The sequence below is a fragment of the Paenibacillus sp. 22594 genome (assembly GCF_052044425.1).
Lineage (GTDB): Bacteria > Bacillota > Bacilli > Paenibacillales > Paenibacillaceae > Paenibacillus_AQ.
Map to the genome: position 1 here is coordinate 228,495 of NZ_JBQENA010000005.1, position 22,044 is coordinate 250,538.

General features: G+C 53.1%; 22 protein-coding genes. 6 read left to right on the forward strand and 16 right to left on the reverse strand.

Annotation, left to right across the window (positions count from 1 at the left end):
* Window positions 1-165: 165 nt before the first annotated feature.
* The 3 genes from ACTJKB_RS18290 to nagA are packed head-to-tail and all read left to right on the forward strand — an operon-like array spanning window position 166 to window position 2,962.
* On the forward strand, window positions 166-1,050 hold the full coding sequence (locus tag ACTJKB_RS18290; RefSeq protein ID WP_440835840.1) for a MurR/RpiR family transcriptional regulator: 885 nt from the start codon (window positions 166-168) through the stop codon (window positions 1,048-1,050).
* A complete protein-coding gene (nagB, locus tag ACTJKB_RS18295; protein ID WP_440835841.1) occupies window positions 1,050-1,778 on the forward strand; it encodes a glucosamine-6-phosphate deaminase in 729 nt (242 codons plus the stop codon). The genes ACTJKB_RS18290 and nagB overlap by 1 nt, the downstream gene beginning before the upstream one ends.
* A complete protein-coding gene (gene nagA / locus ACTJKB_RS18300) occupies window positions 1,766-2,962 on the forward strand; it encodes an N-acetylglucosamine-6-phosphate deacetylase (protein WP_440835842.1) in 1,197 nt (398 codons plus the stop codon). The genes nagB and nagA overlap by 13 nt, the downstream gene beginning before the upstream one ends.
* Before the next feature lie 139 nt (window positions 2,963-3,101).
* Here the strand turns inward: nagA and ACTJKB_RS18305 are convergent, their stop codons facing one another.
* Complete coding sequence (locus ACTJKB_RS18305) at window positions 3,102-4,100, reverse strand: YhcN/YlaJ family sporulation lipoprotein (RefSeq protein ID WP_440835843.1); 999 nt, start codon at window positions 4,098-4,100, stop codon at window positions 3,102-3,104.
* A gap of 201 nt (window positions 4,101-4,301) precedes the next feature.
* Between ACTJKB_RS18305 and ACTJKB_RS18310 the strand changes: the two genes are divergently transcribed.
* Window positions 4,302-5,378 carry a glycosyltransferase family 4 protein gene (locus tag ACTJKB_RS18310; protein WP_440835844.1) on the forward strand — a complete coding sequence of 359 codons (1,077 nt, stop codon included), beginning with the start codon at window positions 4,302-4,304 and terminating at the stop codon, window positions 5,376-5,378.
* A gap of 70 nt (window positions 5,379-5,448) precedes the next feature.
* Here the strand turns inward: ACTJKB_RS18310 and ACTJKB_RS18315 are convergent, their stop codons facing one another.
* Genes ACTJKB_RS18315 through wecB form a run of 8 tightly spaced genes read right to left on the reverse strand, consistent with a single transcriptional unit; the run spans window position 5,449 to window position 12,455 of the window.
* Window positions 5,449-6,486 carry a glycosyltransferase family 4 protein gene (locus ACTJKB_RS18315; RefSeq protein WP_440835845.1) on the reverse strand — a complete coding sequence of 346 codons (1,038 nt, stop codon included), beginning with the start codon at window positions 6,484-6,486 and terminating at the stop codon, window positions 5,449-5,451.
* Window positions 6,483-7,205, reverse strand: a complete 723-nt coding sequence (locus tag ACTJKB_RS18320) for a glycosyltransferase family 2 protein (protein ID WP_440835846.1) — start codon at window positions 7,203-7,205, stop codon at window positions 6,483-6,485. Before ACTJKB_RS18320 ends, ACTJKB_RS18315 begins: the two co-directional genes overlap by 4 nt.
* A gap of 26 nt (window positions 7,206-7,231) precedes the next feature.
* Window positions 7,232-7,807, reverse strand: a complete 576-nt coding sequence (locus ACTJKB_RS18325) for a class I SAM-dependent methyltransferase (protein ID WP_440835847.1) — start codon at window positions 7,805-7,807, stop codon at window positions 7,232-7,234.
* A gap of 33 nt (window positions 7,808-7,840) precedes the next feature.
* Window positions 7,841-8,557 carry a glycosyltransferase gene (locus tag ACTJKB_RS18330; protein ID WP_440835848.1) on the reverse strand — a complete coding sequence of 239 codons (717 nt, stop codon included), beginning with the start codon at window positions 8,555-8,557 and terminating at the stop codon, window positions 7,841-7,843.
* Window positions 8,554-9,579, reverse strand: a complete 1,026-nt coding sequence (locus ACTJKB_RS18335; RefSeq protein ID WP_440835849.1) for an NAD-dependent epimerase/dehydratase family protein — start codon at window positions 9,577-9,579, stop codon at window positions 8,554-8,556. The genes ACTJKB_RS18330 and ACTJKB_RS18335 overlap by 4 nt, the downstream gene beginning before the upstream one ends.
* On the reverse strand, window positions 9,549-10,388 hold the full coding sequence (locus ACTJKB_RS18340; protein WP_440835850.1) for a dTDP-4-dehydrorhamnose reductase family protein: 840 nt from the start codon (window positions 10,386-10,388) through the stop codon (window positions 9,549-9,551). Before ACTJKB_RS18340 ends, ACTJKB_RS18335 begins: the two co-directional genes overlap by 31 nt.
* Window positions 10,385-11,371, reverse strand: coding sequence for a polysaccharide biosynthesis protein (locus ACTJKB_RS18345; protein ID WP_440835851.1), 987 nt, complete (start codon window positions 11,369-11,371; stop codon window positions 10,385-10,387). The genes ACTJKB_RS18340 and ACTJKB_RS18345 overlap by 4 nt, the downstream gene beginning before the upstream one ends.
* Window positions 11,361-12,455 carry a non-hydrolyzing UDP-N-acetylglucosamine 2-epimerase gene (gene wecB, locus ACTJKB_RS18350; RefSeq protein WP_440835852.1) on the reverse strand — a complete coding sequence of 365 codons (1,095 nt, stop codon included), beginning with the start codon at window positions 12,453-12,455 and terminating at the stop codon, window positions 11,361-11,363. Before wecB ends, ACTJKB_RS18345 begins: the two co-directional genes overlap by 11 nt.
* Window positions 12,456-12,572: 117 nt before the next feature.
* Here wecB and ACTJKB_RS18355 point away from each other — a divergent pair, with 117 nt between their 5' ends.
* Entirely contained in the window at window positions 12,573-12,725 is a 153-nt protein-coding gene (locus ACTJKB_RS18355) for a hypothetical protein (protein WP_440835853.1), read from the forward strand.
* Window positions 12,726-13,241: 516 nt separating this feature from the next.
* Here ACTJKB_RS18355 and ACTJKB_RS18360 read toward each other — a convergent pair.
* The 4 genes from ACTJKB_RS18360 to ACTJKB_RS18375 form a co-directional block, all read right to left on the reverse strand.
* Window positions 13,242-14,735 carry a glycosyltransferase family 4 protein gene (locus tag ACTJKB_RS18360; protein WP_440835854.1) on the reverse strand — a complete coding sequence of 498 codons (1,494 nt, stop codon included), beginning with the start codon at window positions 14,733-14,735 and terminating at the stop codon, window positions 13,242-13,244.
* Between the two features lie 228 nt (window positions 14,736-14,963).
* Window positions 14,964-15,086 (reverse strand): hypothetical protein, encoded by a 123-nt coding sequence (locus ACTJKB_RS18365; protein ID WP_440835855.1) that lies wholly within the window; start codon window positions 15,084-15,086, stop codon window positions 14,964-14,966.
* 49 nt (window positions 15,087-15,135) lie between these two features.
* Window positions 15,136-16,269 carry a CgeB family protein gene (locus ACTJKB_RS18370; protein WP_440835856.1) on the reverse strand — a complete coding sequence of 378 codons (1,134 nt, stop codon included), beginning with the start codon at window positions 16,267-16,269 and terminating at the stop codon, window positions 15,136-15,138.
* 30 nt (window positions 16,270-16,299) lie between these two features.
* The gene (locus ACTJKB_RS18375) at window positions 16,300-17,391 is read right to left on the reverse strand and encodes a CgeB family protein (protein ID WP_440835857.1); all 1,092 of its coding nucleotides are present in this window, start codon (window positions 17,389-17,391) and stop codon (window positions 16,300-16,302) included.
* Window positions 17,392-17,590: 199 nt separating this feature from the next.
* Here ACTJKB_RS18375 and ACTJKB_RS18380 point away from each other — a divergent pair, with 199 nt between their 5' ends.
* Window positions 17,591-18,367, forward strand: a complete 777-nt coding sequence (locus ACTJKB_RS18380; RefSeq protein ID WP_440835858.1) for an AAA family ATPase — start codon at window positions 17,591-17,593, stop codon at window positions 18,365-18,367.
* A gap of 83 nt (window positions 18,368-18,450) precedes the next feature.
* On the opposite strand, the gene ACTJKB_RS18385 is transcribed toward ACTJKB_RS18380, so the two are convergent.
* From ACTJKB_RS18385 to ACTJKB_RS18395, 3 genes are read right to left on the reverse strand one after another with little or no spacing between them, the layout of a single operon-like run.
* Window positions 18,451-18,636: an aspartyl-phosphate phosphatase Spo0E family protein gene (locus ACTJKB_RS18385; RefSeq protein WP_440835859.1), complete on the reverse strand. Its 186-nt coding sequence runs from the start codon at window positions 18,634-18,636 to the stop codon at window positions 18,451-18,453.
* A complete protein-coding gene (gene wsfD / locus ACTJKB_RS18390) occupies window positions 18,626-20,071 on the reverse strand; it encodes a glycan biosynthesis hexose transferase WsfD (protein ID WP_440835860.1) in 1,446 nt (481 codons plus the stop codon). Before wsfD ends, ACTJKB_RS18385 begins: the two co-directional genes overlap by 11 nt.
* A gap of 10 nt (window positions 20,072-20,081) precedes the next feature.
* Entirely contained in the window at window positions 20,082-21,980 is a 1,899-nt protein-coding gene (locus tag ACTJKB_RS18395; protein WP_440835861.1) for an LTA synthase family protein, read from the reverse strand.
* Window positions 21,981-22,044 lie beyond the last annotated feature (64 nt).

A 22,044-nucleotide genomic window follows, 5' to 3' on the forward strand; every position in this document is an offset into this window, starting at 1 on the left:
AACTACTCGCTAACTACCAACTCGCCACCTCTTTAGAAACCCGATAAAACTCCCTCTTGCATCCTCACTGGTAATGCTTTATTCTAGATATGAAAATAATTTTCTTAAATAATGTTATATTATTAAAAATAATTTCACCACATCTAAAGAAAAGAAGGTGGAGGGATGTCTCCCATCCTGCATGCTCTGGAGCATGAGAAATCCAAGCTGTCACAGATGGAGCGCAAGCTGGCGGAGCGAATTCTGGCCTCTCCGGGAGAAATTGTCCATATGGGGATTACGGAGCTGGCAGAGCAATGCGGTATCAGCCCGGCTACAATTACACGATTCTGCAAGGTTCTGCATTTTAAAGGGTTTCCGGATTTCAAGGTTAAGTTGGCGGCGGAAATTGCCCACAACCACAGCGATAACTCCCCTCAGGATGGCGGATCCTCTTATCAGGATATAGTTGCAGGCAATCCGCTTTCGGTGATTGTCGAAGCCATGCAGGCCAATCATTTGGCCTCCATCCGGGATACTACTTCACTGCTTGATCTGGAGCGGCTGCAGAGTGCAATTGATCTGTTATGCCGGGCCCGGCGGGTAGATCTGTACGGGATGGCCACCTCTTCAATTGTGGCCCAGGATTTTTACCAGAAGCTGATTCGCATCGGCGTGAATTGCACTGCCTTTTCCGATTCCCATATGCAGATTACATCCGCTTCTTCGCTCAAGGAAGGCGATGTGGCATTCGCCATCTCTTATTCCGGGGAAACCCCGGAGACGATTGACGCCTTAAGCTGTGCCTCAGCCAGTGGAGCAGCCACTATCTCGCTGACCTCCTACGGCAGTAGTTCACTGGCTACTTTGGCCGATATCCCGCTGTTCTCTTCCTCATTGGAGCAAGGCATGCGGCGGGGAGACATGGCTTCGCGGATCGCACAGCTGCATATTATCGATATTTTGTTCACCGGAATGGTCAGCACACGCTTTGGAGATTTTATTCCCAAGCTGGAGCAGTCTTACCTGAATGTCCAACATTACCGTCATAAACGGGGAGGTCAATCCTAATGAATATTTTGAAATTTAAAACCGATGAAGACTTTGCACAGACCGGAGCCAACCTGATTGTTAGCCTGCTGCAGAGCAACCCCAAGGCCGTGCTGGGCCTCGCTACCGGAAGCTCACCGGTCGGAGTATACGCCAAGCTGGTTGAAATGCATTCAAAAGGAATCGTCAGCTTTGCCAAAGCTTCGTCTTATAATCTGGATGAATACGTAGGTTTGCCTGCGGATCATCCGCAGAGCTACCGCAGCTTCATGAACGGGCATCTGTTCAATCATATTGATATCGACCTGGCCAAAACACATGTGCCGAATGGCAACGCCCCTGATCTGGAGGCGGAATGCCTCGCATATGATAAGCTGCTTGAGGATGGAGGGCCGGTGGACCTGCAGATTCTGGGTATCGGAAGCAATGGCCATATCGGCTTCAATGAACCGGATGCCAGTCTCACCAGCGGCACACATGTCGTTGATCTGCTGCCGGAGACCCTGGAAGCCAATGCCCGCTTCTTTGACAGCCGGGAAGATGTTCCACGGCAGGCGGTTACAATGGGTATCGGCGGCATTCTTAAGGCACGGCAAATTGTACTTTTGGTACGCGGCGAAGAGAAAGCGGAAGCGGTGAAGAATGCGCTGGAAGGTCCGATCACCACACAGTGCCCGGCTTCCCTGCTCCAGAGCCATCCCAATGTCGTTGTACTGCTGGATGAAGGTGCGGCAAAATGGCTGAAATAACACCCACCACAGGCCAGTTGCTCTTCGGAAAAGTTCTGACACCTGCAGGAATCATCCAGGAGGGTGTGATCGCTGTATCGGAGGAGTCTATTCATTATGTTGGTGAAGTGGCCTGGCTGCCGGAAGCTTATGCCGGATGGCCCGCCGGAAACGCGGAAACCCGTGCCGGCTTGCTGATTCCCGGATTTGTAGATGTGCATGTTCACGGGGGAGCGGGCTTTGACTTCATGTATGCCGATGCTGAATCCCTGGAGATCATTACACGGTTTCACGCTTCGCAGGGGACCACCACTATGCTGGCGACAACGATGACTGCAGACAAAAAGGATATCGACCGGGCGCTTTCAGAAGTATACGCTTTCCGCTCCTCCCCGATGCCCTTTGCCCAATTGGCCGGGGTCCATCTGGAAGGCCCGTTTATTAGCCCCAAGTGGTCTGGTGCGCAGAACCCGGACCACATCGTTCCCGCCAATATTGAATGGATGGAGCAATGGGAAGCCTTGTATCCGGGATTAATCCGGCAGGTGACACTCGCACCTGAAGGAGAAGGTGCACTTGCGGCAATTACATGGCTGCGCAAACATGGGATAACTGCCGCACTGGGCCATACGAATGCATCCTATGAAGAGGTGATCGCTGCCGCCGATGCCGGACTAAATCAGGCGGTGCATATGTTCAATGCGATGACCCCGCTTCATCACCGCAAGCCGGGTGCAGCAGGCGCCATTATGTTTGACGCGCGGATTCGCGCAGAGATTATTGCCGACGGTATTCACGTGCATCCGGCAGCGATCGCTGTGCTGTCCCGTCTAAAGAATGCCGGGAATCTGATACTGATTACAGATTCCATGTCGGCGACCGGACTCAGTGATGGGGAATACACTATTGGGGATCTTCCCGTTCTGGTCCGTGACGGTGTTGCCAGATTGAAGGAGAATCCGGAGGCCCTCGCTGGCAGTACATTAACAATGATCCGCGGGTTCCGCTATCTGGTGGAGGAGATCGGTCTGACTCTGGAGGAAGCCTCCAGAGCCGCCAGTCTTACACCAGCAGAGGCCATCGGCATGCAGCGGACCATCGGAACGCTTGAAGCCGGTAAACGCGGCGATATCCTACTGCTGGATGAAGCGCTGAACCTGCGCGGAGTCTGGATAAAGGGCCGTAAAGTGAACGATATATCCTGAATTCAGAAACGCAGCCCAACCCGGCAGTTAAGCTTAAGCCGGAGGGGCTGCGTTTTTTTTTAACCGTATGGGATAACGACTGGAATAATACAACTTTCCCTAGGAATACTAAGGAAAATCCGTTTAGGCTTTACTTAAGTTAATAACCGCTGCGCGTCGGGAAGATGCGTTCAACCATTGTACTGAATTCCCGGGCAAATCCCCTCAGCGGATGTCCTGCACGGAATTCCTGAGCGTAGAAGTTTGCCCGTTCCACAAAGTCAGGGTTCGCAGATACATAGACATTGTCGATATTTTTATCATATTGTCTGACCTCAGCGGCTATCTTGTCCTTCAATTCCCGGGTTACCGTATCATTAGTCAAGGTGCCGGTGTTATTGGTTCCATTGGTCATGCCATTGGTGCTGTAAGGAGTGATCGTCCGGGTGCCCGCTGCCGTGCCCATGCTTCTGTCGATATCATTTCTCAAGACCCGGCCATCGGTCATGTTACTCCGGGACATAATTCCGTTACCCCCATTCCCTGCATAAACCCCTGGGTTGGCTGTTCCTGTCCCCCCCACAGTTCCTGTGCCTGTAGACAGGCTTCCCGACATGCCATTGATTGAACCGCCTACTCCTGTCATTCCAGGTACACCGTTTCTAGAACCTCTCATACCGGCTGTACCATTCATGCCAGCGGTGCCGCTCAACCCATTGTTGCCAGTCATGCCGGTGGCACCGTTCATACCAGTGGTGCCAGTAGTTGTGCGGCCTAAAGTTCTTCCGCTGCCGGCAACCATTCCCGTTGGTCCCCCGGTACCCGTTACAGTATTGCCGTAGCTTTTGGCATGAACGCCACCTGAGGCTTCATCCATAGTTACTGCGACATATGCGCTTTTTCCCGCCACAACTACATTGGCCGAACGGACCTCAGGCATGGCCGCAATACGGTCTGCCAGTTCTCTGCTCATCTCCATTTTATCGAAGGCATTCGCCTTCACGGAGTTTACACCCAGCCGTCCGTCATGGGTTCCGCGTACACTTTTGGTTTGCACATTATTGTCACTTGCGGTGTTATTGGTACCGCATCCCGTGATGCTCACCACGCCCAGCAGCAGCGCAGCGGAAACCGACATGCTGATCTTCGATCGCAACATGAATTCATCCTCCATCTCTTGTTATATGTGCAGCGTAACAATCATTAGGATAGCCCTCATCAGGTCAGGCTATCCTGAAAGGATTTGGCATGGCGCCCTTTGATCGTCACCTGTAAGGGAAGTCCGGCGTATCTTATAAACAGCAGGCCCTGCTTTTGCGAAGGGCGCCGGTGTTTCTCCGCAAGGTAAAGTCAGGGAGGGATGAGCTTGAAGGTTTTATTTACATTTTATGTCCCCAGCGGGGGTGTCGAGACTCTGAACAGGCTGCGGTGCGAGAGTCTTCAGCGCAGCGGCATTGAGTGTCATGTGTTGTACCTGATGCCGGGGTCCAACAGTCAGAGCATGGCGGACTTTCCTGTATTTATCGCTTCAACGGATACAGATATTAAGGGTGTGCTCGACACCCATAACTATGACGCAATTATTGTAACTTCGGATTATCTGCTGCTGGAGCGTCTGCGCCGTCTGGGGTACAGACATATTCTGATTTACGAATCCCAAGGCCTGGGAACAAAAACTGAAGCAAAACTCATGGTCACGGAGGCTGTTCCTTATTTACGTAATTATTGTAATGCTGTATTGATTCCGCCCACTGACCATCTGCTGGAGCTGTTCATTTCGATCTGCCCGTGGCTGCAGCGTTATGTCATTCCCAATATTGTGGATGTCCAGTCCTTCCGGCACATTCCAGGTGAAGCGCCTTGTGATCCAGTGATTGCCTGGGTTGGGCGTCTGGAGACCAACAAGAACTGGAGTGAATACCTGAAGGTTGCCCATGTTATCCGCCGCACCAAACCCAATCTGCATCTCTGGATGTTCCATGATCCGGACCTTGCGACCGCAGAGCAGAAGCATTTGTTCCAGACGGAACTTCATGCCCTGGAACTGAATGACCGGCTGAATGTATTCACCAATATCCCCAATCATCTGATGCCTGTATATTACTCCTCCATAGCCGCTTCCGGCGGGTTTCTGTTATCCTCTTCCATCACTGAGGGCTTTGGGTACGCTGTTGCCGAGGCCGTCTGCTGTACCTGTCCAGTGCTGAGTACGGATTCTGACGGGGTGCGGTCCTTTATCATCCATAATGTAACGGGGAAATTCTATCCGCTTGGTAATGTGGAAGCTGCCGTTAACGAAGGCCTGGAGCTCATGGATAATCTGCCCCTTCGCAGCTTCATCCGCGAACAGGGACGCCTCCACATGATTTCCCGTTTCGGTTCCGAGAAATATGCCCAGTCCTTTCGCGAGATGATGAATTCCTTCGCCATTTTTTAGTACACAAAGAACCCTCAATCCCACATAGCCACGTGGAGTTGAAGGTTCTTTGTATATATACAAACCCGGTTCACCCATGCCTGGATAAAAGTTCGAATAGCTCTGACTGGAAAATTTGCACGCTTCTCTCCCAGTTGAATCGCAATGAACCTGTCTCCCCTTTTCTGGCCAGACAATCACGCTGTTCCTTATCCCGGATGAGTGTGACAACATCTTCAGCCAGCCGGTTCTCATACCGGTAGGACATCAGACAGTTGGATCCATGAACGCAGTATTCAAGGTTGCCTCCGGAATACACTGTCACGAGTGCCGCACCGCAGCGCATGGCTTCAAGACCAGGAAGTGAGCCGCTGTCATAGGTGCTGGAGCTGACAAAAATATTACTTTCATTGTAGTGATAACACAGCTCTTCATCATTCGAAGGTGTACGCAGACGGTAGTGGCCATCTGCAAACAGAGACTGCAGCCATGAAGATTCCGCATATTCACCAGGTGGTGTGATCAGATCAATCTCAACCTCCGGATGCTGTCCTTTGATCAAATCCAGCTGCTGCAGCAGATAATCCTGTTCCCGGTGCCCCGAGAAGCCTCCCTCCGGCTTGCGTACAATGGCAGTCACCACAAGCTTGTTGCTCGCTTCACGGATATGCATATTATAAAAGTCGGAGCTGAGGCCAATGGGCACAATCCGGCCTTTGATCCCATGATTCATACGGACGATTCCCTGTTGCCAGCGTGATAGCACCAGCAGATTCGGTGAAAGGTGATACGAGGCAAAGGATTCGTTGTTATCCGGTAGAAACGTCGGCTCATAGCAGAGCGCCAAGCGGATGTGTACACCTTTTCCCTGTTCGCTTGCCCGCTTTGCTACGGATACCGTCTTATAGTAATTGGAGACAATCACATCACCTGCGGGAAAATCATCCTCTGAAATCAAGTCGGCACCGGCATAAAGAATCGGACATTTCATCTGATATTCCACAATCCCGCGGGACGGCATCACAATAGTCACTTCATGTCCTATTTCAGCAAGACGGTTGGCCAGCTCCACGAGCATCCGCTGTGCGCCTCCCCTGGACAGCGTCAGAATAGGGAAGGTTATTCTCATCTCCTTCTCTCCTTTCTGAGCAGCTTCGACAGATTACTGTAGTGCATTTCCTGTACCTGTTTAATCTCCCGATTCTGCGCCTCGCTGTGGATGACGGAGCCCATTTCCTGGTGCACCCGGTAATCCAGCAGAGGTTCTGTGATATAAGACCATTCATAATGGGGCAGAATACGGAGCCAGAGATCATAGTCCTGGGTATAGAGCAGTTTCTCATTAAAAAGTCCGACCTTTGTGAAAACGTTCATATCCATCATTACGGAGCTGCCATTGACCGGACAGCCCTTCATTAGGGTTGTGACAAGCTCGGCCCTGCTATGAAAAGGTACACTTATAATACCGGAAAAACGCTCTCCGAGTTCATTGATGTAATAATAAGCCGTATGATTAAAGGAGGTGTGTGAATTACGCATAACCTCCATCTGCCGGCTTATTTTATCGGGATGAAAGCAGTCATCAGCACTTAACCAGGCAAAATATGCCCCGCTGGCAGCCCGAATCCCCAGATTAAGAGCCGAAGCCGTGCCGCCGTTAGGTTTGTGTAGTACCTTCATCCGGTCTCCGTAAGGAACAAGCTTCTCCGTATGGAGGGTTGACCCGTCATCCACAACGATCAGCTCAATATCCGGATAGCTCTGGGCAAGCACGCTTTCTATAGCCATGTGGATATATGGACAATTGTAAAATGGGATAACCACTGAAACCTTGGTTCCATGATTCATGCGCTCACCCCCTTTCCGGACGATATTTATACGGTTTTGCAGGCCAGCAAAGCGTCCAGTGGCGCATGATTCTGTCCGAATGCTTCCCGGAATGAAGGATTCTCTGCATGATGGTAGCCTTTAAGCACTGTCACATTATATCCCCGCTCCAGAAAATCCTCCGGTTCCCAACCACTCCGGTGTTTTTGAAACTGCTCCCCCTGCAAATGGTAATGATCCGTTCCTTCCTGGGGAAAGAAGCCGCGTGGGGTAAACACGACCACGCGGTTTGCGGCAATGATCTCCGCCTTTCGCAAAAGTTCTTTGCCCTCGCTCATGGTGAAATGCTCCAGGGAGTCGATGAGCGTCACCGCCGAGAAGGTGCTGGGCAGAAACAGTTGATCGATATGTCCGGCATCGGCATGCACCGGTATAATATGTGGCGCGGTATATTTGCGGTGCAATAGGTAAGGCCTGTGAATATCAAGTCCGACTACCACCGCAGCCTGGTAGCGTTCAAGGAGCGTACCGGTCCCGCTCCCCACATCCAGGATACTCTCCGCAAATTTCAGATGCTCCAGAAGAACCGGAAGAAAATCCTTCACTTCTATTTCCCGGTACATAGATCACACCTCCTATAGCGATCAGATCGGTGTTCAGCCGCCCATCGAGGCAATTAATCCGCGGAGCAGAGGGCTGTAACGGGCATTGGTGGCAGCAGCCTCAGCCATGATGACATCATAATGCTTAACCGTCCCCATCCCATCATGCCGCCGGTAGGCGGTCAACGACTGATTCAGCATCACAGGCGGATATCCGTTCAGAATCGAGCGGAACCACAAGTCATAGTCATGGGTGTAGGGCAGCGACTCATCGAAAAGCCCGATGGCACCAAACAGCTCGCGCTTGAACATCACTGTGCAGCCGTTAATCGGGTTACCCTGCAAAAAACAACGTAAATAGTCAAGATGACTCGGGAATACCGCTGCCGCGTTAAGTTCAGTCAATTGTGAGTGTTCATTGATTAAATTGAAGTTGGTGTAGGTAATCAGCAGACCGTTCTGTTCCATGAACAGCACCTGGTTGTTGATTTTATCGCGGTAGAACATATCATCCGAGCTGAGCCAGACCACATAGTCACCCGAGGCATGACGGATCCCGTGATTCAGAGCAGAAGCAGTTCCCCCGTTGGCCTTGCCCAAATAGTGAATGTGCGGGAGATAAGGCGTAATCCGGTCTGCGTGCATGGTGGAGCCATCGTCGACAACGATGATCTCATAGGGCTGCCAGGATTGGTTCAAGGCGCTTTGCAGCGCCTGCTCAATATAAGGGCAATTAAAAAAAGGAATCACCACGGATACTCTCGGTTTCATGAAGCGCCTCCTTCTCGGCTTGCCCGGTAATAGTCCACAATATCCGCAAGTGAGCGGGACAACTCAATCTGCGGACTCCAGCCAAGACTAACAGCATCGTCTTCTGAAGATGGGGATGTTCCTTCTTGAATAGCTAATGTTTCAGATCCTGAAGATGGAACGGCAGCTGCCGCAGGAGCAGCAGCCTGTTCCGTTCCTGTGTTCTCCGGCCCCCAATCCATGCCTACCGGAACCCTTGCATGAGCCAGCAGCTGCTCTGCAATTGCTCCAAGCTCCCGCTGAATGCCGGAGTCAATCCTGTAGATCTTTCCCGGCTCTCCGCTGCGCAAGATCAAGTCATATGCTTTAACCGCATCCCGTACATCCAGGAAGTCACGGAGGGCATACCGTGAGGAAAGCTTGAACGGCGGGGGTGTTTCAGAAGTGCCTTCAGCAGCCTCACTCCGCACCATATGCTGCGCCAGCAAGGAACAAAAACCAGTTGATGGGCCAGGACCGATCAGGTTGCAGGGCTCCGCAAGCAGCACAGGCTGCTGGAATAGGGTACACCAGGCAAGAGACACCAGCTCCTCCAGGGTTTTGCTCAGACTGTAGGGGTGTGGCGGACCTTCCGAATGGCCCGGCTTGAACTTAAGCCGGGAGCCGGCCACCAGAATACGGCGGGCCGGCCGGGTACGCAATCCCTCAAGCAAATAGAGTGTAGACATCACGTTCATTTCCATATAGAGCAGCGGGTCCCGCCAGGACTCCGGCACCGAGTTTTTGCCGGCGAGGTGCAGCACTTCATCCGGCTCGACCTCATCAATCATCGTCTTGACGGCCCTGCGGTCGCTTAAATCGCAGACCTGCTGCTTCACCCCCGCCGGGAAGATGCCGGCAGCTGGGGTGCTTCGTACCACGGCTGTCACTTCAGCACCCGCTGCATGAAAGTAAGCCACCGCATGCCTTCCGGTAAATCCGGACGCTCCGGTAATCAGCAGCCTCCGCTCCTTCATGTCGTCATCGCCGGCCGCTTCATCCATGCGGCCAGCTCTGCCAGCATTTCAGGATACGAAGGCAACTGCACCTGAACATCCGTTCTCGTGCTGATCAAGGTTCGGTCCTGAATATGCCCCGACTCGGGAATAATCTCGGCATCCTCCTTGCCGAATGCTGCCTGCATATGCCGCAACAGCTCATATTTGCTGACCGGCTGCGGGTGGGCCAGATGGATCAGGCCTGAAATCTCAGAGTCCAGCAGGGAATCTATAGCTTTTGCCAGCTCCAGGGTGGTGACCCCATTCCACATTACCCGCTGGTAGCCGGATACCGGTCCCTTCTGGGCCAGGAACCATTCCATCAACCCGATGCCAGAGGAGCGGATTTCCGGACCAATGATGGAGGTCCGGATGGTCAGGTGTCCGGGTTCACGCACCTCTCCAAGACTTTTGGTGATCGCATATACGGATGTGCCGTCAGGCGTATCATCTTCTGCGTAACCGCCGCGTGTTCCTTCGAACACGCAGTCGGTACTGATATGAATGAGCCGGGCATGAATGCTGTCCGCAGAGCGGCGCAGCCGGTGGGGCAGAAACCCGTTCACATGGTAAGCGCCGATTCTGTCCCGTTCGGCAAATTGATTGAGCACCCCCAGCGCATTGATTATGCAATGCGGAGAGACAATTTCGACCAGCTTTTCAACTCCGGCAATATCATCGGCATCTATATACAGCCCGCCAAGATCACTCTTATCCCGGGTTGTATGGAAGACGTGATGTTTGCCCTGGCGGCGGAAATAATCCGCCAGCATATGACCCGCCATACCGTTTCCGCCGAGGATAAGCAGCTTCACTCTAGGAACCCTCCCCGGATCAGGATTTCCTTGATCTCCTCCTGATTCATAAGGTTGTTCTCGGAACTGAAGCTGTTGAAGGAAACATGGGGGTATCTGCTGTAATACGCCCTCAGTTCAGGCATATCCAGCGTAGGCAGGATGACCAGATACTGTTCATCGTAGACGACTGTTGTCTGGCTCTCGAAATCACTCATCAGAATTTCGTGGATCTTCTCTCCCGGGCGGATACCCGCTTCGATAATGCTTACATCCGGTTTACCAGATGCTTCAATCAGTACTTCGGCCAGATCTACGATCCGGCAGGTCGGCATGGTCATAACGAAGATTTCTCCGCCGAGGCTGACCTCGGAGGCCTTGAACAGCAAGGTGATGGCATCGCGCAGGGTAAAGAAGAAACGGGTCATTTTCATATCGGTAATCCGTACCTGACCCTTATCCTTGATCTGTTTCATGAACAGATGGACCACACTGCCGTTGGTACCCAGCACATTACCGCCGCGCACCGTCACGAATCGGGTTTCCGAGCCCAGCAGGTTGGCATAAACGAACAGCTTCTCTCCGATGGCTTTGGTCATACCGTAGAAATTGGAGGGATTGGCAGCCTTATCGGTAGAGATGTAAATGGCTTTTTCCACATTGCATGCGACAGCCGCTTCAATGACATTTTGGGTGCCGACCACATTGGTCTTGAGCGCTTCATACGGCTGGTCTTCGCAGACTGGAACATGCTTGAGCGCAGCCAGATGAAAGACATAATCCACACCACGGCAGGCCGCTACCAGAGCCTCCTTGTCACGGATATCCCCGATAATGAAGCTGAGGCGGGAATCTTCATATTCGCGGCTCATCGCCACTTGCGCAGACTCACTGCGGGAGAAAATAATGATCTCTTTCGGGTTCTGCGGCAAAAGCTGCCGGATGAGTTCATGCCCCCAGGAACCGGTTCCGCCTGTAACCAAAATTCTTTTATTATTGAACATGCAGGTTCCCTCCAAGCAAAAATTTGACTACCTTAACCGAGACATCCGGGGTCAAATAACCTTCCGGCGCCTCCCATTCAGGGCTCAGTGACGTCATTAGCCGGGTACAGCGCAAAATACTGTCCTGCTCCACTCCTGACACAACGTTGCTGCCGCAGTCCACTGTTTCGGGACGTTCAGTGGTCCGGCGGATGGTTACAGTTGGCACTCCCATCAGGCAGCATTCCTCCTGTACGGTTCCGCTGTCGGTGATTGCACACAGGGCGTACCGTTCCAGATGGACAAAATCAAAAAATCCGAAAGGCTCATGGAATTCTACCAGCGGGTTCATCACAAGTTTGAACTGCTCCGTAAGCTTCGAGCGGGTACGGGGGTGGATGCTGCAGATCAGGCGGATGCCAAAATGCTCTGCCACCAGGTTCAGTCCGGACATGATCTGCAGGAGTGATTCGGGATCATCCACATTTTCTGCCCGGTGCGCGGTAACCAGAAAATAGTGGCCTGCTGTCAGGTTCAGCCGGGCCAGAATATCGCTGGACCCGATCTGCTGCTCATAACGGGTAATCACTTCGTGAATCGGATTTCCGGTTAATACAATGCGCTGGCCGGGAAAACCTTCGCTGAGCAGATGCCGTTTGCTCTGCTGGGTATAGGGCATATTTATGGTAGAAACAGCATCTATGAGACGGCGGTTTTTCTCCTCCGGCACTTTCAGGTCGTAGCAGCGGTTGCCCGCTTCCATATGCACTACAGGAATCCCCATCCGCTCGGCAAGGATGGCGCACAGCGCGCTGTTCGTATCCCCCAGGAGCAGAATCCGGTCCGGCTGCTCTTTGAGCAGGATGTTTTCCAGGCTTCCGAACATGGCGGCAAGCTGCCCGCCAAGTCCCGCCTGTTTATCCTGCAGCACATAATCCGGTGCCCGCAGCCCCAGCTCGGCAAAGAAAATACCGCTGAGGCTCGCAGTGAAGTTCTGTCCTGTATGCACCAGCACATGCTGCTCCGCGTGCTCATCAAGCAGCGGAATAATGACACTTAGGCGGATGATCTCGGGCCGTGTGCCCAAAATCGTCATGATCTTCATGGGTTCACTCCCCTTTGAGGTTAGCCAGCCGCAGGAAAGCGGCGGACTGGTGTAGAGTGGCGGTGCTTATATCGCCAGGGTGGCGGGATTAACGGCATTTTTGCTGTTGTTGGGTACGTGTGGCGCGCGGGTGGCGGGATTAACGGCATTTTTGCTGTTGTTGGGTACGTGTGGCGCGCAGGCGGCGGGATTAACGGCATTTTTGCTGTTGTTGGGTGCGTGTGGCGCGCGGGTGGCGGGATTAACGGCATTTTTGCTGTTGTTGGGTAAGTGTGGCGCGCGGGCGGTAGTATCAAGAAGTTTGTGTAAAACGTTACGTATCTCTTTGGAGCCCCGGTGACTGATTAAGTGGAAAAGGTATCACTAAGTTGCTCGAATATCATGCGCTCCGCAATCAAAGTGGAAAAAGTATCACTAGTTCATTCCTTTTACTTCTTTTCTAGAACATACCACCCAATTTAGTTTACTTTTTCCACTTAAATCCTATAATTGGTGATTTCGGTGAGAAATAAGTTCACTTTTTCCACTTATTCATCTGTGGGCGCTGAATTAACGGCATTTTTGCTGTTGTTGAGTCCATGTGGCGCATGGGTGGCGGGTGTAACGGTATTTCTGCCGTTGTTAGGCGCATGTGTGCATGGGTGGCGGATGTACCGGCATTTTTGCCGTTACTGCGTGCACGGTGCGTCTGCAGGCTGCTGCGCACATGCGGTGCGCAGCGGCTTCAGGGGCACGCCTTCTTCGGCGGCGTGCCTAGACCAGAGGCCTGCGTTGCCCCCCGCAGGCCTAGGCCGCCTTGCGCCGCCGCTTCGCCCGGCGGCGTGCATGGCCCGCGCGGCGGTGCTTGCCGCCGCTGCCCCTCCGGCGCGCGCTTGCGGCTGCGCGTCGCTTCCGGCCCGGGCGCTTGCGGCTGCGCGCCCGGGTTGTGGCGCGGCGGAGCCTGCCGCGCCGGAGCTTGCCGCGCCGCAGCCGTGCAGCGCGGCTCCCAGGGCCCCGCCGCCGCGGCTCCGGCTGCGGCGGCGGGGCGGGCTCGCCGCTGCCCGAAGCATCGGCAGCGGGGGGCTCCGGTGCGCCGGCAGGATCTGGCGGCGCGAGGCAGTAGCGGAGATGCCACCTCTCCGCAAGGCCCAGCAGCCGGGCGCGGTAGGCCGCCGGTCCGTAGACCGCGTCGATGCGCTCCCGGACCTGGCTACCGATCGCAGCTGCCAGGCCCGGCTCCGCCAGCAGAAGGTTCACCCGCTGTGCGAGGACGTCAATGTCCCCCACCGGCGCCAGCAGTCCTTCACATCCGGCAGCATGAAGAATTTCATACAAGCCGCCGGAGGCATAGGCCACCACCGGTTTGCCGAAGGCCATTCCTTCCAGGGCTGTCATCCCGAAGCCCTCGCGGATCAGGCTGGGGACGACCAGTATATCCATAGCACAATAGATGTCGGGAAGACTCTCTTCATAACCGATGAATTTGAAGCGGGAGGTGAGGCCTTCCAGCTTGACCTTGCGTACACAGCGCTCATAGTAGCTTTTATCTCCGGGTGTGCCGACCACGATGAATTTCGCTTCAGGATGTTGTCCCGATACAAGAACAGCCATTTTGATGAAATGCTCCAGTCCCTTTTCTTTATTAATGAAGGAAGAAATATAGCCGAGCAGCGGCTCTGCTGGCGCAATCCGCAAGTCACGGCGGCGCTCGCCCCGCAGCTTGCTCCAGGCTTCGAACATCATTTCTGCTTCATTCCAGGACGGAGGAAGCTGCGTCACCTTCCCCTCGCGGATATCTTCAGGAAAACAGGCCGCAGCCGTGTGAGAGATGGCCAGAATTTCATCACTGTTCTTGTGGATCAACCCCGTGCTAATGGGAGTGAACTCGTTGTCCGTGATCGTCTCCGAAATCTTCCACACCACCGGAATACCCAGTGATTTCGCCGCCATCGCCGGCAAAGCATGAACACAGGTGCTGGAAATAATAAAAGCCGGACGCAGCGCGGTAAGCCAGTCTAGCAGCTCGCCGTATTCACGGCTTTCCTGAAATTTACGGATATCCGCCTCCAGGCCGGCATAAGGAGTATATATCCCGTAGACCAGCGGAATCGGCAGCAGCTGCACATTCAGTCCATTCTTACGCGCCTGCCGGGTCAGCTTGCCCTCCTGGGGTGCCACAAGAATGCAGTTGAAATACGGTAACAGCTCCCGGCTGAAGAACAGCAGCAGCTTCTCCGCACCAGTAATGCTGCGTGTATTGGATACATGGGAAAAAAGCACGATTGTCGCTTTGTCGGCCATGGTGTGTCGGCGCTCCCTGCAAGGCTATAGAGCAGCCATTCACCTCCTAAAAGTTTTACGGAGCATTACTTACAGTTCATACCTTCGCAGTAAAACTCGCTTCGGAAGCATCCGCTTAGTTTTACGGAGCATTACTTACAGTTCATACCTCCGCAGTAAAACTCGCTTCGGAAGCATCCGCTTAGTTTTACGGAGCCAATGCTACACGGTACTTCTTCGCAGTAAAACTCACTTCGGAGCATCCGTTTCACCGTAAGCGGAGGGGCCCGCTGCGGATGCCGCAGAGCTCTGCGGCAGGGCACCAAAGCCCGGTACTCCAGTAGTATATTGAGGAGGAACAAATGCCGGCACGACACCTGTCCCCCGGATATACGCACATTTCTTCCTGTACTCGTACAGCCTATCCGTAAATCACAGTCAACAACTGATTCAGGCGTTTGGTATACGTGTGATCCTTAAGCGTCCGTTCAAAAGCGCGCAGAGCCATGGCGCGGCGCTCCTCTTCATGAGTCAGGTAAAAGCGGATTTTTTCCATCATTTCCTGCGGGCTTGTGAACGTGTCGATTTCTTCCCCTACTTTATAAAATGAGCCCATATCATCTCTCGCATCACTGAGCTGCAGTGTTCCGCTGGCTGCAATTTCAAAGGTGCGCGGGTTAGGTGAAGCGGCAGTGATCGATAACGTGTTGTTATTCACAGCCTCATCAATATGGGAACGGTGGAGGTTAATGACGATTTTGGAGCCGCTGTAGGTGACCGCCGTCTCCTGCGGTGTCATCCATTTGCCGATCTCAATGCGTTCCCCATACAGGGGTGCCTCCGGCAGACGGTCCCACCAAATACCGTTGATAATGGTGTTGTAGCTCATCAGCTCCGGCATAATCTCGCGGAAGAAATGAACTCTGTTCCAGTAGGCCGAGCCAATGAAGCTGATATCCCGGCTGACCGGTGACCGGCCTGTCGTTGGACGGTAATGTTCCCGGTGGGCGGCAAAGGGCAGATAATGCACCTCAGTGCATCCCAGACCGCGGTAGAATTCCACACAATTCTGCTCCAAGGTGAACACATAATCGTAGTGGGCTACGATTTTTATAGTGAAATCCGTATAATACGGATCATCTGTAAGCCAGATCGCTGTCTTGATGCCTTTGCTGCGCAGAATCGCAACCTGATCGAGCGGCAGATCCATTCCATCCAGAACAAGCACAAGATCGGGGCGTTCCGCATCCGCAAGCTCCACCAGATTCTGCCGCACATCGGTAATCGTGACCTTAGCCGTCAATTTTTGCAGGGCATAGAGTACCGCATCGTCAAGCGGCGAATACGGATAACCTTTTCCCGATGCCACGTACATCACATGGATGTTGCGGACCGGAAGCGGCTCCTCCGGGCGGCCATCCAGGATGGCAAGTCTTCCCCGCAGATAGCCTTCATCGAATCCAACCTTGAAGCCGGTCAGACGGCCACGCAGCTTCTCTTCTTCCGCTGGCGTCCGTGGCAGTGGTGGTGCCGGCATGATAAAATTATTGTTCATGGTATTCGCTCCTTATTTTGGATTTCAGACTTATGAGGTAAGCACATTTAGCAGATATGGCAGACGCGCAAGGAAAGTATGATGGCGGAGCGTGGTCTGAAGCCCCTGTAGAGCGAACTGCCGGCGCTCCTTCTCGTGCTTCAGATAGTATTCGATTTTGTGCTTCAGCTCGTCGGCACCTGCAAAGGTCTCCAGATCCTTGCCCGGACGGTAATGGCTGCCCAGATCCTCACGGACATCGGTTAGCTGCATCGTCCCGCAGGCATTAATTTCATAGGTCCGGGGATTAATTGAACGTGAAGGAAGCTGGAAGGTGTTCCGGTTATCGTGCCCGCCTTCCCATGGACGGTGAATGTTAATAACCAGCTTCGCACCACTGTAATAATTTGCGGTTTCCTCCGGAGGGATAAAACCGTCTTTAATAAAAGGCGACAACTCCTCAAAGGTGTTCAGGCGCTCCCAGAAGCCTCCGGCAATCAACACTTTCTTGCCCCGGAGAAACGGGGCCAGCTCATCGAACAGCTCCGTCCGGTTGCGGAAGGCATTGCCGATGAACACAATATCATACTGATACTGCGGACCTGTGCGGCGAGGATAGAACATCTGCGGATTGACGCAGAGCGGCAGGTAATGTACAGAGCCCACTCCCAGGTCATGGTAGAACTCTACACATCCCAATTCATGTGTAAAGACATGGTCGTAATGCTGGCAAATGACCGATGTATCCTCCGTAAAATAAGGATCATCCACAAACCAGATTGCCGTAGGAATACCCAGTTTACGTATCTCCGTGATCTGTTCCAGATGATTCTCGGGAAACACATGCAGACCATTCATGACCAGCACGGCTCCAGGCGACTCACGGGCGGCTATTTCCAGCATCGTTTCCGGTGAGCTGATGATCAGTTCACTAACGAGCTGTCCCAGTGCTTCCGTTACCCCCGTATCAATCGCTTGAAATCCCTGAGGAACATACATCAGCTTGAAAGGCCGGCATGCTCCTGCCTCTGGAGAATTCAGGCGCTTCACGGCTTCACACAGGCCGAGACGGTAGCCTTCCTGATAACCTTCGCGGTAATCCCGTGGAGGCACTCTTCTCTTTTTTGATTTCACGGCTTTCACCCTGCCCCGTCATATTCTCAAGACAATATAACTATATGCGGAGTCAGCATCCGCCTCATGGACATCTGTCTGTATCCGGCCGAAATTGGCATATGCCCCCTGTCTTTCGCCCGGGATGCCCGAACCTTTGCAGAATGGTTCCACTCGGGCTACAATTATGAAAGCAAGTGAGAGAAAATAAGATTGGGAGAGTGGGACAATGGTTGCGATGGATAACACCATGCTCTATATCCGCCATGCGGAGCTGCTGCGTGAACGGGTCCCTTCCTTTCAGGCCTACCCATTTGATCTGCCGGTGATCCGCAGCTTCAGCAAACTTGCTTTTCAGAAACAGGTTACTTTTCTTGTCGGAGAGAACGGGACGGGGAAATCCACGCTGCTGGAGGGTATTGCTGCGGCTTGGGGGTTTAATCCGGAAGGAGGAACACTGAATTTTTCCTTCAACACCCGTTCCTCACACTCCAGCCTGTACGAGTACCTGCGGCTTGCCAAAGGGGGGAGACGCCCGCGGGACGGTTTCTTTCTGCGTGCGGAAAGCTACTACAATGTAGCCTCCTATATTGACGACTTGGATGGTGGTCCTGAGGTGCCGGGGGTACGGAGCAACAAGATCTCAAATTCCTACGGCGGCAAGTCACTGCATGAGCAGTCGCATGGAGAATCGTTTTTCGCTGCCTTTGTCCACCGCTTTGGGGGACAAGGCCTCTATATTCTCGACGAGCCGGAAGCGGCTCTCTCACCGCTGCGGCAAATGTCGCTGCTGGTGCGCATGCATGAGCTGGTGGAGCGGCATTCGCAGTTTATCATCGCCACTCACTCCCCTATTCTGATGTCCTATCCTAATTCTGATATTTATCTGCTGGAGGGCAGTGGAGTCCGTCAGGTTGAACTGGAGGATACGGAGCACTATAGCGTAACCAAAGCCTTCATGAACGACCGTGAGAAGATGTTGCGCGAACTGCTGGCAGAGGACTGACATCTGTGCAGACACAAAATAAGGCACCTGAACAGATAGAACCTACCTGTTCAGGTGCCTTATTCATTTTCCCGCATAGTAATCTATTGGTCCCTCTGCAAGTGTTTCTCGTCATCAGCAGCCTGACAATCAATATATTCATTGATCAGGGCATCCAGCTTCACCGATTGGCGGAGCACCTGGGGGTGCCGGATCCCATGCTCCAAGGCCAAGGTGTGCAGGTCTTTTCTGGCTTGTTCCATCCGTGCCTGATGTTGTTTATCGCCCATAGCGGCCGTCTTTCCCGAGCATGGATTGTGCTAGTAGAACAAGCTTGTGGACCAGCCAGCCGAACATGGCCACAGCCATCATATCAAAGCAGACATTGAACAGAAACAAGTGCTTCCCGATATCGGCCCGGCCATCGCCCAGAATCGGAACCAGGAATGAAAATAGTCCAATCAGACCCAGGAGCATCAGCAGTTCACCCGCGATCCGTCCACGCAATTCCCGGCTACGGAAATACTCAAAGAGAACTCCGGCATAGTAGAGCAGATAGAAAATAGCCAAGAAGCCTAGCGAATGCGGCAGAACCTCTCTTTTGAACTGGCTCCAGGTGCTGTATTTATAGGATAAGGCCATCTTTGGCAGACCCTCCGACTTCTCATAGTTTCCCAGATAATAAGGACGGAGGTCCATACTGTTCCGGGCCGCATATTTCATACCGCCCACCAGCCGTGAGGGATGCCCGATATAGAAGAAAAGCACGTCCTTATGGGACACCCGGTCATAGAAATCCGCCTGAAGCGACGGATCATCCTGCTTGATAGCCGTACCAGCCTCAAAATAATTGGTTCCCGCCAGCACTTCCAGCTTCTCCGGCAAGCCCAGCTCACGCAAATCCCCCTTCACATCCGGCGACTGGTTCAAAATCCCGAAAAATACAGTCTGATAGAGGTTGATATGCTTCAGCTCTTTGGGTGCGGCCACATACATCATCACTGAGACAAGACACACCGCCACCGCGAACCGCATCGCCAGCTTGCGCCAGTTCCCCGTCCCGTTCAGTGTCATAAACCGCAGAAAGATCAGGGAGAAGGCGATGCCGACCGGCGCATTCTGGATTTTGGAGCAGATCAGAAACAGGACAGCGATAAAAAACAGCGTCAGGCCTTTAGTTGTCGGCCGCTCCTGTCCTGCCAGCCTAAGTCCCAGTGCAAAGGTAAGCAGCATGGCCACCATCGACACCGGCTCACCGAACAGTGAATTGAAGTAGGCCAAATACCCGATATCGTAAAATACAACAAGCATTCCTGCACCGAGCAGCAGACCTGTTATATAAGAGCTGCGCGCCCCTACCTTCACGGTCAGCCAGGTGGCTGCCAGCAGCAATAGTGCATACACCGCCGCCAGCAGGCGGATATCAAAATAACTGCCGTGCACAAGCCCGGCCAGCAGTCTTGGCACCAGCACCAGCACAATCTGCGAGGACGGATAGAAGCCCTGGAACAAATTTTCATAGGAGAATCTGGAATGGCTGAAGCTGAAAAAGCGGTCGGCATAGCTTTCCGCAGCATGATAATAATCCAGTCCTATGGTACTCATCATCCGCTTGAAATCGCCATTATCGGCAACCCCCACGAACGGCTGTACAAACAGCAAATAAATAATCAGACCACAACCCGCCAGGACAATGAGATGTTCTGCTTTGAATAATCGTTTCATCTTTTCTCCCTTACCGCTGCGGAAGCAGCTTCACATATTCGTCCGATAAGCCCATCAGCTTCAGAATATAATCATAATCACTTTGATATTGACTGTAATCCGCCACAGGCTGAAGCGTATCCAGCGATACTGCCTTACCATCTGCGAAGCCCTTGCCCGGCACGAACATAATCTTATCATTGAAAAAAGTTCCTGTCGGCGAATAATAGCGCATCCCCACCACGTTGCGGTCAATATTAAGCAGGTCATGCCCGAAGGCCGTGAATCCCTCCTGCTTCAGCGATACTCCAAGCAGATTCGCAAGGGTAGGCATAATATCCAGCTGCCCCCCGGTGCGTTCTACAACCTGGCCCTTTGCCATTCCCGGCGCATGGATAATGAGTGGGATATTGAAGCGGCTGATCCGCGAATCGTAAGGGATTCCGAGTGCCTCCTCCACCTGCTCCGGAGGAACATCCTGCGGCTGCAGCCCAAAATGGTCACCGTACAGCACCAGCACAGTGTTGTCCCAGAGCCCATTTTGCTTCAGTCCTTCGATAAGTGTTCCTACAGCATAATCCGTATAGTTGATGGCGGTCAGATAATCACCCAGCATTGTATTCTTCAATTTGTCCGGCAGGGTGATTTTTTTGAAGGCATCCGGGATTTTGAAGGGATGATGACTGGAAGCCGTCACCAGCTGGGCATAGAATGGCGTTCCCTTGGACTGCAGTGCAGACAGCTTCTCTACGGCCGTAATATAGAGCTGCTCGTCGGAAGCGCCGAAGGCATTGAAATGGTCATTTTTGAAGGCTCCCTTGTCATAGTAACCATTGAAGCCCAGCGCCGGATACAGCTCGTTGCGGTTCCAGAAGCCGACCTTGTTCACATGAAACGTATACGCCTCATAACCTTTATCCCGCAAAAGACGCGGCAGGCTCGGCAGCACCCGGTCTCCGAAGCCTGTGGACATTGCCAGCGAAGCAATCGGATAAATGGAGGTATTGCTCATAAACTCGGCGTCCGAGGTGTTGCCCGCCCCAATCTGCTGGTAGACATGCGGAAAATAAAAGCCTTCCCCCGCCAAACCGTTCAGCACCGGCGTCAGCTCCTGCCCGTCCAGGGACTGATGCAGCGGAAAGTTCTGAAAGGCTTCCATTTGAATAACAATTACATTCTTCCCTTTTTGCGAACCGAAATCATCGGGAACCGTTCCCGCAGGCTTGCCGCTGTATAGATAAGAAGCCTCAAGTGCATCAACCTTGGTAATGGTTTCGTTGATATCTCCAGTACCGATAAGGCCGTTGTCTTCCTGGGATTTCATTGCTGCGAATACCTCATAATTCAGGAATCCCGCGCTCTCCGCCTGCACCAGCTCGTTGGTAATTCCGCGGGCCGCGTGAATGGAGTAGGCTGACAACGAGCCGCCGCCGATAATCGCAACCAGTATCACGATCCACTGCGCTCTCCGTGCACCCGGCGAGACATAGCGGCGCGGCGATAAGGCCGCCCCTCTTTTCCATCGGCGGAATAGCCTATAGACCACCACGACCACAAGATCCGCAAAAAACAGATAATCCACAATCTGGATCGTAGACTCTACACTCTCTTTTACCTGAAAGACCTGATTCAGCTCATACAGAGCCAGGTACGTTGGAACCGAGCCAAAATGATTGAAATAGACACTGGCCGCAAACAGCAGCAGCGACAACAGGCCGTTGAATACCCAGTAGACACCCGTCTTCAGCCGGGCCGGAAGGACCAGGGCCAGGATTCCCATCATCAGCAGCACCGGTGCCAAATCCGCGGCAATCCATTCCCAGGCAATCCGGTCAAAAAACAGCCCCCGCAGCAGCAGCAGCTTCAGCCAGATCAGCGCCGCCACGATATAGAAATGTGCCCCTACCCGCACAGGCTTACTCTCGTTCATAACGTCCCCTCTTAACTTTTAGATGATTTTTGTAAATCCAATTCTCTTTTTCTGTAAAATATCA